This is a genomic window from Mesorhizobium sp. B2-3-15, from assembly GCF_006442875.1.
Lineage (GTDB): Bacteria > Pseudomonadota > Alphaproteobacteria > Rhizobiales > Rhizobiaceae > Mesorhizobium > Mesorhizobium australicum.
This window is the reverse complement of record NZ_VFVO01000004.1, coordinates 252,461-265,918: the sequence shown is the minus strand read 5'-3', so window position 1 is coordinate 265,918 and position 13,458 is coordinate 252,461. Positions and strand designations below refer to the sequence as shown.

The window sequence follows — 13,458 nt, the reverse complement described above, 5'->3', positions numbered from 1 at the left end:
CTTTTGCTTACTATGCCAACCAGAGCACCGTCGCTGCCCGTTACCGGGAGGCAGCTGATCTTGTTTAAAGCATGAGCTCGACCGCTTCGGCAATCGTCGCGTTCGCATCCGTCGTGATGACTGGCTTCGTCATTATGGCTTCGGCTTGCATCCTCACCTCCTGATTTTTCGTCAGACGACGATGGGACATTGCGAGCCGCGGCGCTTTGATCTGAGTCACTTGGACCGAGGGGCATTCTCAGCGCCGTCGTCGCCGTCGATGAGAATGCGCTCCGCCGCGCCGTCGAGATCCTCGTACTGACCGCTTCTCAACGCCCACAGGAAGCCGGACAGGCCGAGTGCCCCAAGGAATAGCGCTACCGGGATGAGATAGGTGAGCGTCGTCATGAGGGTTCGGCCAAGGCGTCGACCCGCACGGGCCTGTCTTGCCGCGCGGTTTCGGAAGACGCACTCGTTGCGAAGCTTTGCAGGCGCAAGGCATTTCCAATCACGAGCAATGACGAGGCAGACATCGCGACCGCCGCGATAAGTGGAGTAACATGGCCCAGAATGGCGATCGGCACGGCCACGGCATTGTAAACGATCGCGATTGTTATGTTCTGTCGGATCAGGCGTCCCGCCTTGCGCGAAACGTCCAGCGCCAGCGGGACCGCCAAGAGGCTTTCGCGCAGAAAAACGAAATCGGCTGCGTTGCGGCCAATATCGGCGGCCGTAGCCGGTGCGATCGAGACATGCGCGGCGCTCAGCGCCGGTGTGTCGTTGAGCCCGTCGCCAACCATCAAAACCTTGTGCTCGTCTCTCGCCAGGCTTTCTATGCGTTCAACCTTGCCCGACGGGAGCAGGCAGGGAACGAAGTCATCGACACCCAACACGTCCGCAACCTCGGCGCAGGCTTTCGCGGTATCGCCCGACAGCATTTCCACCGACATCCCAGCATGCTTCAATTGATCGACGGCCGCACTGGCGTCGGCACGCAATGCATCTTCGAAAACGAAGGATGCGACAATCATCCCGTTTTTCGTCAAGACCGTTCCGCCGTAGCCGTATTTGCCCTCACCGCCGGTTCTCGCCTTCCAACCAGCCCATCCGCGTCGACCCAGTCGCCAGGTGCTTGCGGCGTCAGTGGCTTCGATCCCGAATCCCGGGTGCTCGGTGACGGCATCGAATTTGTGTTGCCCGCCAGGAGCGGCAAAGCCTGCTATGGCCTTTGAAAACGGATGGCGGGAATGCGCGGCCATGTCTGCCGCGATTGCCAGCATGCCCGGATCGATCGAGGCCGCATTGACCAGCCGGGGCTGGCCGAGCGTGAGCGTTCCGGTCTTGTCGAACACGGCGGTATCAATCGTTGCCAGGCGCTCCATCGCCGAACCATCCTTGACCATGATGCCATTCTCGAACAGGCGCCGCGCTGCGACCACCTGAACGATCGGCACGGCGAGGCCGAGCGCGCACGGGCACGTGATGATAAGAACGGCAATGGCGATGGTTATCGCCCGGTGCCAGTCCCCGGTCGCCGCCATCCAGCCAAGGAAGGTCACGAAGGCGGTTAGATGAACCACGGGAGCATAGAGCGCTGAAACGCGATCGGCGATGCGGCGATAGTGCGCGCGGCCGCCCTCTGCAGCCTCCATGAGCCGAACCATTTCCGCCAGGAACGAATCCTTGGCGGCGGCTGTCGCCTCGATCGTTAGTGGGCCAGAGAGGTTGAGCACACCGGCCCGCACGGCTTCGCCTGGCGCCACGTTTCTGGGCGTGCTCTCACCAGAGACCAGAGAGCAATCCAGATCCGACGCGCCATGAATGATCTTGCCGTCGACGGGGATTCTCTCGCCGGCTGCAATGAGCAGCTGCATCCCCCGTTCGATCTCGCCAACCGGCAAATAGTCCCGTGCGCCGTCGCCGCGCAGCACCATGGCGCCACGCGCGCCCAACTGTGACAGATTCTTCACCGCAGTCCGGGCCCGCTCGCGCATCACGTGATCGAGCGTGCGACCGATCAACAGGAAGAACAGCAGCGATACCGACGCGTCGAAATAGGCGTGGTCGCCATGGGTGATCGTCTCATAGAGGCTCATGGCGTAGGCCAGTGACACGCCAACCGCGATCGGCACGTCCATGTTCATGCGGCCGTGGCGCAGCGCATTCCACGCCGATTTGAAGAAGATGCCGCCGGCGAAGGCGAGGGCGGGAATGGCGATCAGTGCCGAGACCCAGTGGAACAGGTCGCGGGTCGCGCCTTCGGCCCCGGACCAGATCGAGACCGACAGCAGCATGATGTTGCCTGCCGCAAAGCCGGCAACAGCGACCGCGCGGATCAGCTCCGAAAGCGTCTTGTCCTTGTCACCGACCTCGGGGTCGAACAGATGCGCCTCGTAGCCCAGCCTGCCAAGCGCGGCGACGAATGGTGGTACCTCATCCCCACGCCACCGGATCGCGACCCGCTTCGTCGAAAGATTGACACGAGCGGCCTCGACGTGATCGAGCTTTCCAAGCGCCGTCTCGATCGTCTGGATGCAGGCAGCGCAATGAACCGTCGGCACCGAAAGGTCGGACTGGCGAAGATCATCGCCAATCGATCGGCTTGCCAGCCTGATCTCCTGGCTGGATGGCAGGACCGATGAGGTGTTGACCAGATCCAGCGCCATTTCGGCGCTCGGTGCACAACAGCTCATTTCTGCGCTCCATGAGAAATGATGATCCTGCGGACTTCGCGGTAGGGCTCTGCCAGACCCGCTTCGGCGTCGACTTCGACGATCCAGACACCGTCCTTCGGCATGTGCTGCGCAGCAAACTCCTCGCCCGAGGCGAGAGCGAGCGTGACGGCCTCATCCTCTTTTTCGTAGGCGGGATGGCGAAACAGCACCTTTACGCCATGCAAGGGAACCGGCTTGCCGGCGGCATCGGTGAGGCTGTAGCGGACTTCGCCCCATGCGATGGTCAGCTTGCCGGTCCAGCCGAGGGCTGCCTGCGCGCGCCCTTCCTCGGCCTTCTTGTTGAACTGCTGGCTCGCCACATAGGTGTTTTCGACGACAAGGCCGGTCCAGCTTGTGTTGGCGAGCGTTGCCATTGTCAGATTGACCGCGATCACCACCCCGAAGAAGGCAAGGATGATGGCCAACATGTGCCTGCCGGTGAATTCGCGGGATTTGTGAGCGTTGGAGGTCATCTGGCAATCTCCGGCGCGTTGAAGGTGGCTGTGTATTGGTCCGACTCGAAGCTCGCCTTGTCCTCGACACGGAACGTGAAGGTTTGCGCTGTGCCGTGGATTTGATCGGCGGGCTGGCGCACGAAGACCTTCAGCATTTTCAGGCGGTCGGGTTCGACCGCAATGGCAAAAGAGCGGCCTGCCTGGACGTCGTCGCCGACCATGCTCATTTCGGCGCCTTGCAAGCCTTGCATCGTGACGACGATCGTCCTTGGCTCGGGGATCATGTTGAGTAGTTTGACGGTATAGCCATTGCGGATCGAACCGTCGGACAGCGTGACGAACTGCGGATTGCGGTCATGCAGCACGTTCACTTCGAGCCGGTCGCGCGTCAGCAGCGAATAGAGCAGGCCCAGGCCGATCAGCGACCACATCCCCATGTAGACGTAGGTGCGCGGCCGAAAGATCTTGCGGATATGGAAATGCGCAACCTTGTCGGAGAACAGGCCATCAGCCTTCCTGACCAGCGACGGATTGACCGAACTGACGCCGCCTGCGGTCGCCAGCATCATGTTGGCGTTGTAGTCGGAGAGCGTCGCGTAGGAGATCAGCCCGCGCTCCTTGCCGAGCTTGTCCATGACGCCTTCACAGGCGTCGATGCAAAGCGCGCAGGTGATGCATTCGAGCTGCTGGCCATCGCGAATGTCGATCCCCATCGGACAGACGGCTACACAGGCATTGCAGTCGACGCAGTCGCCGACGGGCTGCCCTGCGGCAAGAACCTTCTTGGCGTGACGTGATCGCGGTTCGCCGCGCCAGTCATTGTAGGTGACGGTGAGCGAACTTTCGTCGAGCATGGCTGCCTGGATGCGCGGCCATGGGCACATATAGGTGCAGACCTGCTCGCGCATCAGCCCGCCGAACGTATAGGTCGTCGCCGTCAGCACGGCGACGGTAATGTAGGCGACAGGCGCCGCGGTGCCGGTGAAGAGCTCGCCGACCAGCGTCGGCGCATCGGCGAAATAGAAGATCCAGGCGCCGCCGGTCAGCGCACCTATGACCAGCCAGATGGCGTGTTTCGACACCCGCAGCACGAGCTTGCGGGCAGTCCAGGGCCCGGCATCGAGCTTCATACGCGCGTTGCGATCGCCCTCGATGGCCCGCTCCACGATCAGGAACAGGTCGACCCACACGGTCTGCGGGCATGTATAGCCGCACCAGGCACGGCCGACAGTCGACGTGATGAGGAAAAGACCGACGCCGGCCATCACCAGAAGGCCGGCCACATAGTAGAATTCCTGCGGCCAGATCTCGATGAAGAAGAAATAGAAGCGCCGGTTGGCGAGATCGAGCAGCACCGCCTGGTCCGGGGCAAATGGACCCCGATCCCACCGCAACCACGGCGTCAAGTAGTAGATGCAGAGCGTGATCGCCATCACCAGCCATTTGAACCGGCGAAAGCTTCCCGAGGCCCGCTTTGGGAAGATCTTCTTGCGCGCGGCATACATTGGCTGGCGCACTTTGGCGGAGTTGACCGCCTCCGCTTCGGGCCGCTCTACCTGCGTATTGTCAAGCACTGGTTTCTCCCGTCGTGCAGCTTGTGATTTCGCCGGGCAAGTGACCTTGCTGGGTGCAGACAGTGCGCGAAATACAGCGTCGACCGGATTGTGCCGCTGACTGGATTGCGCCGCGTTGATGCAGGTCAATCGCCTGGACCACGGAAACAAATCGAGGCCCGGCAGAGCCGGGCCTCGTCGCTTGGGCGGTGAAGGGCCGGGAATAGGCCCCCGTTCCTATTCCCCACCGCCTAGCGAATGGACGTAAACCGCCAGTTCCTTGACCCTGGTTTCGCCAAGGCGTCCGACCCACGCCGGCATCACGCCCTGTTTCGGCGCACGGACCTGGGCGGCGATTGCTGTTTCGCCTGACCCGTAGAGCCAGATAGCATCGGTCAGATCGGGGGCGCCGAGCTCCTTGTTGCCCTTTGCATTGTCGCCGTGGCAGGCCACGCAATTTTCGGCAAAAACCTTGGTTCCGGGTTCGACCAATGCTTGATCGCTAACGGTGCCCGACAGACTGGCGACGTAGGCGCTGACCTGTTTGATCTGATCTGCGGTGATGATGTCGCCAAAGGCCGGCATTTCCGACAGGCGCGTATCCGGATCCGATGCGAAGCGGATGCCATGCGTGATCGTCTGCTGGATCTGCTCGGCCTTGCCGCCCCACAACCAGTCGTCGTCATTGAGGTTGGGAAAGCCCTTGGAGCCCTGAGCGCCGGAGCCATGACATTGGACGCAATTGACCTTGAAAGCGGCGCCACCGGCAGCGACCGCGAATTCGCGCAACGCATCGTCGGTGGCAATCTCCGAAACGGTTTTCGATTCTACCGCAGTGACATATTTGCCCTTCGCAACTTCGGCCGCCGCAAGCTCGTTCCCGACATCGTTGCGGCTGGAATAGCCGAGCACACCCTTGGTTGCCGAGTGCAGGAGAGGCCATGCCGGATAGGCAATGGTGTAGCCGATCGCCCAGACTATGGTGATGTAGAACGTCCATACCCACCAGCGCGGAAGTGGGTTGTTGAGCTCCCTGATGCCGTCCCATTCATGGCCGGTGGTCGAAACACCAGAGATTTCATCGATGTGCTCGTCGCTCATGATCACTCGTCCTCAAGGGGAATCCGGGCAGCTTCGTCGGCCAGCTTGCGGCTGCCAGGGCGAAGGGCGAAGGCGATAGCGCCGACGAAGAAAAGCGCCATGGCGACCAGACCCCAACTGTCGGCAAACTCCCGCATCAGATTGTAATTCATGGATGAAACTCCTCAGCGGTAGCCGGCGGCTTCGTCGTAGTTCTTGAAATCGACCAGCGTGCCCAGCATCTGCAGATAGGCGACCAGCGCGTCCATCTCGGTCACCTGTTGCGGGTTGCCGTCGAAATCGCCGATCTTGGCTTTGGGGTAGCGGGCTTCGAGGCCGGATGTGTCGGCGTTGGGATCGGCCTGGGCCATTAAATCCGCATTGGCGTGCGCGATCATGTCATCGTTGTAAGGGACGCCGACCCGCCGGTTGGCAACCAGATGCGTGGAGAAGTCCTTCACGTCGATCGGCGCGTCCTTGAGGAACGCGTAGCTGGGCATGATCGATTCCGGGACGACCGAACGCGGATTCGAAAGGTGGTCGACGTGCCATACATTCGAGTAGCGGTCGCCGACGCGCGCTAGGTCCGGCCCGGTTCGCTTCGATCCCCATTGGAATGGGTGATCGTACATCGACTCGGCTGCCAGGCTGTAGTGACCGTAGCGCTCGACTTCGTCGCGGAACGGCCGGATCATCTGGCTGTGGCAGAGGTAGCAACCCTCGCGCACATAGATGTTGCGCCCGACAAGTTCGAGCGGCGAGTAAGGGCGCATGCCTTCGACCTTCTCGATCGTGTTGTCGAGATAGAACAGCGGTGCGATCTCGACGATGCCGCCGACGGTCACCACAAGAAGCGAGCCAACGAGAAGAAGCGTGGCGTTCTTCTCGACGAGTGCGTGTCTGTCCATCAAGCCCATTTTCTGGCTCCTTATTCGGCAGGCTGAAGGGCGGGTACAGAGCCGGGCATCGGCTCCTCCTCGCGCTGGTATCCTAGAATGGTCATGCCGATGTTCCAGGCCATGATCAGGGTGCCGGATAGGTACATGGCTCCGCCGATCGCGCGCATGACGTAGTAGGGGTGCATGGCGGCCACGGTTTCGGCGAAGGAGTAGACCAAGAAGCCCTGCTCGTCGTATTCGCGCCACATCAAGCCCTGCATGATGCCGGACACCCACATGACCGCGGCATAGACAACGATGCCGAGCGTCGCCAGCCAGAAGTGCCAGGTGACGAGCCGCAGCGAATAAAGCCGTTCGCGGTTCCACAGCTTCGGCACCATGAAGTAGATCGCGCCGAACGAGATCATGCCGACCCAGCCGAGCGCACCAGAGTGCACATGGCCAATGGTCCAGTCGGTATAATGCGACAGGGAGTTGACTGTCTTGATCGACATCATCGGGCCTTCGAAGGTGGACATGCCGTAGAAAGCGATGGCCATCACCATCATGCGGATGATCGGATCGGTGCGCAGCTTGTCCCAGGCGCCCGACAGCGTCATCAGGCCGTTGATCATGCCGCCCCATGACGGCATCCACAGCATGATCGAAAACACCATGCCGAGCGTCTGCGCCCAGTCGGGCAGGGCGGTGTAGTGCAGGTGATGGGGCCCGGCCCAGATGTAGAGAAAGATGATCGCCCAGAAATGGACGATCGACAGGCGGTAGGAATAGACCGGTCGGTTCGCCTGCTTGGGCACGAAATAATACATCATGCCGAGGAAGCCGGCGGTCAGGAAAAAGCCGACGGCATTGTGGCCGTACCACCACTGCGTCAGGGCGTCCTGGACGCCGGAAAAGGCGGAGTAGCTCTTGGAGCCGAGGAAGGAGGCCGGCATCGACAGGTTGTTGATCACATGCAGCATCGCGATGGTCACGATGAAGGAGAGGTAAAACCAGTTGGCGACGTAGATATGCGGCTCCTTGCGCTTCAGGATCGTGCCGAGGAACAAGATGAGATAGGCGACCCAGACGATGGTCAGCCAGATGTCCACGTACCATTCGGGTTCCGCGTATTCGCGGCTTTCAGTGATGCCGAGCAGGTAGCCAGTCGCGGCCATGACGATGAAAAGCTGGTAGCCCCAGAACACGAACCAGGCGAGATCGCCGCCGAACAGGCGGGCGCGGCAGGTTCGTTGCACGACATAGAGAGACGTGCAGAGCAATGCGTTGCCGCCGAAGGCAAAGACGACGCCCGACGTGTGCAGCGGTCGCAAGCGGCCGAAATTGAACCACGGCTGGATGTTGAGATCCGGGTACGCAAGCTGCAACGCGATGACGACGCCGACAAGCATGCCGACGACACCCCAGAACATTGTGGCGATAGCCCCGTAGCGGATGGGACCATCCATATAGGCTGATGGATCGACCGCGACTGCCGGCGCGAAACTCGTGTTGCGAAGGAGAATAGCGACAAAGCCGAGCAGCACCAAGAAGAGCACCCACATATGCTGTCGGAATGGCTCGTCAACGCCGAAGCCGGCAGCCACAAAAGCTGCAAATGTGAACAGGCTCAAAGCGAAGATGTGCGTGCCGAACTTCATGACATGTCCCCGAGGTCGACTCCGATGCGCGGACGTCAATCCGCAGGAACAGCAATTCAGCAGTCGCCCCTTCGCCGCCTTGATCCATGTCAAAGCCATTTGCATTTGGATTGGGCAGCCTCGAACCGCAAACGATCAGGAGACTGTTATTGAACAGGGAGAGGGAGCCGGCATCGTCGCTGTTCGAAACAAGTCGCGCCAGTTCGATACTGGCAGGTCGATCTGACAGAGAAACGGTCCCGGCGGCGGTGATGAAGCGTGCGCATCTGGAAAAGCTGCAGCTCTGCGATGCCCTGGAAAGCATCGCCGACACCCTGCCCAAGGTCGATTGCCTGGCATCCCTGGCTGCAGCAAACGCGATAGTTCCGCTGTTGCGCAGCATTCATCGATACGAAGAGACGGTGATCTTTCCGGCCTACGAGGCCGCTTTAAGCGGCGGCGATGCTTCAACCCGGCGACTGCGTGCCGAACACGTCGAGGACGAGTGCTTTGCCGGCGAGGTGACTGAAATCCTGCTGGCGATTGGCCATGGCGAGCCGGTCGAGAATGCCGAGGCTGTCGGCTTCATGCTGCGCGGTTTCTTCGAAAGCATGCGCCGGCATATCGCCTTTGAACGCGAGCACGTCTTGCCGATGATCGGCGTCGTCGATTGAGCCTAGGCGCCAGAGCGTCGCTGCAGCCGGGCCAGGCTGTCGACGGTCACTTCCCTGTTGTTCTCTATCCGGATCACGTCATCTGATCGCAGCCTGGTCAGCTGGCGGCTCACCGTTTCGATGGTCAGACCAAGGAAATCGGCGATGTCCGCGCGGGTCAGCGGCAGATCGAAACATGTCGACTGGGCGGCCGCGTCAAGCGTGGGGTCGATGTTTTTGGCGATCATCAGGAGAAAACTCGCCACTTTTTCCGAAGCGCTCTTCCGCCCCAGCGTCAACATCCAGTCGCGGGCTTCGTCGAGTTCATTCAGCGCCTGCTTGAGCAGACGATGCTCAAGCTCCGGTGATTCCTTCATCATCCGTTCGATGGCCGCCTTTGGAAACGAACACACGGAAACGGCGGTTGCGGCTTGGGCGTTGATCGCGCTTTCCACCTTGAAGGGCCTGCCTAGAAAATCGGGGGCGAACTGGAGGCCAACAATCTGCTGGCGTCCGTCAGAAAGGCTCTTTGTCAGCTTGACGACGCCAGAAAGCACGTTCGAATAGCTGTCGACGGTCTCGGTGTCGCCAATCAGTTCAACGCCTGGTTCAACACTGTGCTTCGATGAGCTCTTGGCCAGCCCCACCAATTGATCGGGATCGAGCGCGCCGCAAACGCCGCGGTGCCGTGCTTCGCACGATTGGCAAAGCACGGGAATGCCGGCGCTGTGAACATCCTGACGCACTGTCACCACGATCGCCCGAGAAATTCGAAGTTCCAGCAGGATATAGCATCGGTCCGAGAAAAAGCCTTGCGGCAGTTTGTCCGCGGCAAGACGGCATTGACCGAAATCAAGGCTTCCGGTGTCCAATGCAATCATTGTCGCGCCATGCAAAGTGGAGCGGGTAGAGACATGCGGCCGGAATTGCTTGCCAGACTTGCTGAGAACGTGCCGCGCTATACGAGCTACCCGACCGCGCCGCACTTCCACCCGGGCGTCGGTGCCCTTGTCTATCGAAGCTGGCTGGAAGCGCTTGAGAACGGTGATGAGATTTCACTCTATCTGCATATTCCTTACTGCGACAGGCTCTGCTGGTTCTGTGCCTGTCACACCAAGCAGACACGTCACTATGAACCGGTGACGGCCTATCTCCGCTCGTTGCATGCCGAGATCGCCACCATTGCCCGTATTGTCGGCGGCAAGGCGGGCGTGCGCGCCGTCCACTTCGGTGGCGGCTCTCCGACGATGCTGAAGCCCGAGGACATGGTTATGCTGGGTGAAGCATTGCGTGCGAACTTCGATTTCCTTCCGGACGCCAAGATCAGCGTCGAAATCGATCCCAATGATATGGATGATGCTCGGCTCGATGCGCTTGCCGAGATCGGCATGACCCGGGCAAGCCTCGGCGTTCAGGATTTTGACCCGAAGGTGCAAAAGGCAATTAACCGCGAGCAGAGCTTTTTGCAGACCAAAGCGGTGGTGGACGGCGTTCGTTCGCGCGGCGTCGCTTCGGTCAATCTGGACCTGCTCTACGGCTTGCCACACCAAACCAGGGAGAGCGTCTCCTCCACCGTCGCGCAGGCGTTGACCCTGGAGCCGGATCGGATGGCATTGTTTGGCTACGCGCACGTGCCCTGGTTCAAGAAGCATCAGACGATGATCGACGAGGCATGGTTGCCGGGTCCGGCGGAGCGGTTTGCTCAATCACAACTGGCCGCTTGTCTTATGCTGAACGCGGGATATGAAGCCGTCGGCTTCGACCATTTCGCCAGGCCCAACGATGCGTTGGCCGTAGCGGCCCGAACCGGGTGCCTGCGCCGCAATTTCCAAGGCTACACGGAGGATCGCTGCGAAACATTGATCGGCCTGGGACCATCATCCATCAGTCAATTTCGCCAAGGATATGCGCAGAACATGCCGTCGACCGCGGAGTATGGACGCATGGTGTCGGACGGTGGATTGGCGGCTGTGCGCGGTATCGCGCTTTCCGACGACGACGGCGTTCGCGGTTGGATCATCGAGAGGCTGATGTGTGATTTTGCGTTCTCGGCGATCGAACTGGTGGAGCGCTTTGGCGCAGCTGGCCAAAGGCTTCTGCTCAAGGCAAGCTCCACCGCCCTGCGTGATCCCGAGGGGTTGCTTGAACTTGATGGTGACCGCTTCGTCGTGCCGGTGGAAAGTCGCCCCTTTGTCAGAAGCGTCGCGGCGAAATTCGACAAATATCTCGAAACCGGCAAAGCCAGGCATTCGGTAGCGGTGTGAACATCGGCCCGGTCAGAAGTGTTCGCCAGCCTTGAACGGGCCGATGCGGGTGCCTGCCGCGATCAGATAGGCGGTCGACCAACCGTGCCACCAAGTATCTCATCGCATGCGTGACGGCGATCAGACCAAACGGGTGGATCAAGACCGTTAGACTTATGACGACGGTGCCGATGAGCAGATTGAAGATCATCGTCGGAACGTAAAGATCGATACGGCGCCTTCCTTGCTCGAAATCAAAACCGGCATGTTTTCGCCTATACGGCGCAGATCGTCGACCGGGTCAGGAACCGCTTCTCCCGTCTATTGTCGAGGAAGAACATACCGCCGCGACCAGGCACCACGTCGATGATAAGATCGGTATGCTTCCAGGCCTCGAGTTGCGATGCCCCGATGTAGAACAGTGCGTCGCCGATGTGGCCAAGCAGCACGTCCTGGTCGCCGACGATGAATCCGGCCGACGGATAGCACATCGGCGAGGACCCGTCGCAGCATCCGCCGGACTGATGGAACAGCACCGGGCCATGACCGGCAACAATCTCCGCGATCAGTTCAAGGGCAGCCGGCGTCGCCGAGACTTTCGCATGCATGGTCTTTTCCGATTTCAAAATTATGGCGCGGCCGTGCCAGGACCGCGCCAATGAGCCAAAGAGTCGATCAGAAGAAGCCGAGCTTCTTGGGGGTATAGCTGACCAGCATGTTCTTGGTCTGCTGGTAGTGGTCGAGCATCATCTTGTGGGTCTCGCGGCCGATGCCGGACTGCTTGTAGCCGCCGAAGGCCGCATGCGCGGGATAGGCGTGGTAGCAGTTCGTCCAGACCCGGCCGGCCTGGATCGCACGGCCGAAGCGGTAGGCACGGTTGCCGTCACGCGTCCAGATGCCGGCGCCGAGGCCGTAGAGCGTGTCGTTGGCGATCGACAGCGCCTCGGCGTCGTCCTTGAAGGTCGTGACCGAAACAACCGGTCCAAAAATCTCCTCCTGGAAGATGCGCATCTTGTTGTGGCCCTTGAACACGGTCGGCTTGACGTAGTAGCCGCCCGCCAGATCGCCAGGGAGCACATTGCGCGCGCCGCCGGTCAGCACCTGAGCGCCTTCCTGGCGGCCGATGTCGATGTAGGACAGGATCTTTTCCATCTGCTCGGACGAGGCCTGTGCGCCGATCATCGTGGCCGGATCGAGCGGATCGCCCTGCACAATGGCCTCGACACGCTTGAGGGCACGCTCCATGAACCTGTCATAGATCGCTTCATGGATGAGGGCGCGGCTCGGGCAGGTGCAGACCTCGCCCTGGTTCAGTGCGAACATGACGAAGCCCTCGATCGCCTTGTCGAAGAAATCATCATCCTCGGCAATGACATCCTTGAAGAAGATGTTGGGCGACTTGCCGCCCAGTTCCAGCGTGACGGGGATCAGGTTCTGGCTGGCATACTGCATGATCAACCGGCCCGTCGTGGTCTCGCCGGTAAACGCGATCTTGGCAATGCGCGGCGAGGACGCGAGCGGCTTGCCGGCCTCGAGGCCGAAGCCGTTGACGATGTTCAGCACGCCCGGCGGCAGCAGGTCGCCGACAAGGTCGGCCCACAGCATGATGGCGGCCGGCGTCTGCTCGGCAGGTTTCAGGATGACGCAGTTTCCAGCGGCAATTGCAGGAGCAAGCTTCCAGCATGCCATCAGCAGCGGGAAGTTCCACGGGATGATCTGGCCGACCACGCCGAGCGGCTCATGGAAATGGTAGGCGACGGTATCGTCGTCGATCTGGGAAAGGCTGCCTTCCTGGCCGCGCAAAGCGCCGGCGAAATAGCGGAAATGGTCGATGGCAAGCGGCAGGTCGGCCGCGGTGGTTTCACGGATCGGCTTGCCGTTGTCCCAGGTTTCGGCGCACGCCAGAAGATCGAGGTTTTCCTCCATCCGGTCGGCGATGCGGTTGAGGATGAGCGACCGCTCGGCCACGCTGGTGCGTGCCCAGGTGTCCTTGGCGGCATGCGCGGCGTCGAGGGCAGCCTCGATGTCCTGAGCGTCAGAGCGGGCCACCTCGCACAGCAACCGACCATTTACCGGCGAGAAGTTTTCGAAATAGCGACCGGAGCGCGGCTCGGCCCATTTGCCGCCGATGAAATTGCCATAACGCTTGTCGAAGGGCACCCTGACCGAGCGCGAGAATTCAACCTTGTTCACATCTACCTCCCAAAGCTGACGCCGCGGAATGCGACGCGTGGAGGAGATATGCTTGCGCAGATGCTGATTG

Annotated in this window: 13 protein-coding genes and 1 pseudogene; 2 read left to right on the top strand and 12 right to left on the bottom strand. The window is 60.8% G+C overall.

Going from position 1 to position 13,458, the window contains the following annotated elements; genetic code table 11:
• Nucleotides 1-23: 23 nt before the first annotated feature.
• The 9 genes and pseudogenes from FJ954_RS32355 to ccoN form a co-directional block, all read right to left on the bottom strand.
• Nucleotides 24-236 (bottom strand): annotated as a pseudogene (locus FJ954_RS32355) (hypothetical protein); the annotation flags it as partial.
• Entirely contained in the window at nt 217-387 is a 171-nt protein-coding gene (ccoS, locus tag FJ954_RS10795) for a cbb3-type cytochrome oxidase assembly protein CcoS (protein ID WP_140619235.1), read from the bottom strand. The pseudogene FJ954_RS32355 and the gene ccoS, both read right to left, overlap by 20 nt.
• Nucleotides 384-2,672, bottom strand: coding sequence for a cation-translocating P-type ATPase (locus FJ954_RS10790; RefSeq protein ID WP_140661303.1), 2,289 nt, complete (start codon nt 2,670-2,672; stop codon nt 384-386). The genes ccoS and FJ954_RS10790 overlap by 4 nt, the downstream gene beginning before the upstream one ends.
• Nucleotides 2,669-3,166: a FixH family protein gene (locus tag FJ954_RS10785; protein WP_140661302.1), complete on the bottom strand. Its 498-nt coding sequence runs from the start codon at nt 3,164-3,166 to the stop codon at nt 2,669-2,671. The genes FJ954_RS10790 and FJ954_RS10785 overlap by 4 nt, the downstream gene beginning before the upstream one ends.
• Nucleotides 3,163-4,722 (bottom strand): cytochrome c oxidase accessory protein CcoG, encoded by a 1,560-nt coding sequence (gene ccoG, locus FJ954_RS10780; protein ID WP_140661301.1) that lies wholly within the window; start codon nt 4,720-4,722, stop codon nt 3,163-3,165. Before ccoG ends, FJ954_RS10785 begins: the two co-directional genes overlap by 4 nt.
• Before the next feature lie 216 nt (nt 4,723-4,938).
• Nucleotides 4,939-5,802 carry a cytochrome-c oxidase, cbb3-type subunit III gene (gene ccoP, locus FJ954_RS10775; RefSeq protein WP_140619241.1) on the bottom strand — a complete coding sequence of 288 codons (864 nt, stop codon included), beginning with the start codon at nt 5,800-5,802 and terminating at the stop codon, nt 4,939-4,941.
• 2 nt (nt 5,803-5,804) lie between these two features.
• Nucleotides 5,805-5,954, bottom strand: a complete 150-nt coding sequence (locus FJ954_RS10770; RefSeq protein ID WP_140619244.1) for a cbb3-type cytochrome c oxidase subunit 3 — start codon at nt 5,952-5,954, stop codon at nt 5,805-5,807.
• 12 nt (nt 5,955-5,966) lie between these two features.
• On the bottom strand, nt 5,967-6,698 hold the full coding sequence (gene ccoO / locus FJ954_RS10765) for a cytochrome-c oxidase, cbb3-type subunit II (protein ID WP_140619246.1): 732 nt from the start codon (nt 6,696-6,698) through the stop codon (nt 5,967-5,969).
• Nucleotides 6,699-6,709: 11 nt separating this feature from the next.
• Nucleotides 6,710-8,320: a cytochrome-c oxidase, cbb3-type subunit I gene (ccoN, locus tag FJ954_RS10760; protein WP_140619248.1), complete on the bottom strand. Its 1,611-nt coding sequence runs from the start codon at nt 8,318-8,320 to the stop codon at nt 6,710-6,712.
• A gap of 110 nt (nt 8,321-8,430) precedes the next feature.
• Between ccoN and FJ954_RS10755 the strand changes: the two genes are divergently transcribed.
• The gene (locus FJ954_RS10755) at nt 8,431-8,973 is read left to right on the top strand and encodes a hemerythrin domain-containing protein (RefSeq protein WP_348641128.1); all 543 of its coding nucleotides are present in this window, start codon (nt 8,431-8,433) and stop codon (nt 8,971-8,973) included.
• 2 nt (nt 8,974-8,975) lie between these two features.
• Here the strand turns inward: FJ954_RS10755 and FJ954_RS10750 are convergent, their stop codons facing one another.
• Complete coding sequence (locus FJ954_RS10750) at nt 8,976-9,704, bottom strand: Crp/Fnr family transcriptional regulator (protein ID WP_140619311.1); 729 nt, start codon at nt 9,702-9,704, stop codon at nt 8,976-8,978.
• Nucleotides 9,705-9,866: 162 nt separating this feature from the next.
• Here FJ954_RS10750 and hemN point away from each other — a divergent pair, with 162 nt between their 5' ends.
• Nucleotides 9,867-11,216, top strand: a complete 1,350-nt coding sequence (hemN, locus tag FJ954_RS10745) for an oxygen-independent coproporphyrinogen III oxidase (RefSeq protein WP_140619250.1) — start codon at nt 9,867-9,869, stop codon at nt 11,214-11,216.
• A gap of 254 nt (nt 11,217-11,470) precedes the next feature.
• Here the strand turns inward: hemN and FJ954_RS10740 are convergent, their stop codons facing one another.
• Entirely contained in the window at nt 11,471-11,803 is a 333-nt protein-coding gene (locus FJ954_RS10740) for a DUF779 domain-containing protein (RefSeq protein WP_140619252.1), read from the bottom strand.
• 67 nt (nt 11,804-11,870) lie between these two features.
• Nucleotides 11,871-13,388 carry an aldehyde dehydrogenase gene (adh, locus tag FJ954_RS10735; RefSeq protein ID WP_140619254.1) on the bottom strand — a complete coding sequence of 506 codons (1,518 nt, stop codon included), beginning with the start codon at nt 13,386-13,388 and terminating at the stop codon, nt 11,871-11,873.
• Between the last annotated feature and the right edge of the window lie 70 nt (nt 13,389-13,458).

What these genes read in the sequence shown, in the direction of transcription:
- ccoS (WP_140619235.1), bottom strand. Translation starts at nt 387, where the DNA reads ATGACGACGCTCACCTATCTCATCCCGGTAGCGCTATTCCTTGGGGCA.
- FJ954_RS10790 (WP_140661303.1), bottom strand. Translation starts at nt 2,672, where the DNA reads ATGAGCTGTTGTGCACCGAGCGCCGAAATGGCGCTGGATCTGGTCAAC.
- FJ954_RS10785 (WP_140661302.1), bottom strand. Translation starts at nt 3,166, where the DNA reads ATGACCTCCAACGCTCACAAATCCCGCGAATTCACCGGCAGGCACATG.
- ccoP (WP_140619241.1), bottom strand. Translation starts at nt 5,802, where the DNA reads ATGAGCGACGAGCACATCGATGAAATCTCTGGTGTTTCGACCACCGGC.
- FJ954_RS10770 (WP_140619244.1), bottom strand. Translation starts at nt 5,954, where the DNA reads ATGAATTACAATCTGATGCGGGAGTTTGCCGACAGTTGGGGTCTGGTC.
- ccoO (WP_140619246.1), bottom strand. Translation starts at nt 6,698, where the DNA reads ATGGGCTTGATGGACAGACACGCACTCGTCGAGAAGAACGCCACGCTT.
- ccoN (WP_140619248.1), bottom strand. Translation starts at nt 8,320, where the DNA reads ATGAAGTTCGGCACGCACATCTTCGCTTTGAGCCTGTTCACATTTGCA.
- hemN (WP_140619250.1), top strand. Translation starts at nt 9,867, where the DNA reads ATGCGGCCGGAATTGCTTGCCAGACTTGCTGAGAACGTGCCGCGCTAT.
- FJ954_RS10740 (WP_140619252.1), bottom strand. Translation starts at nt 11,803, where the DNA reads ATGCATGCGAAAGTCTCGGCGACGCCGGCTGCCCTTGAACTGATCGCG.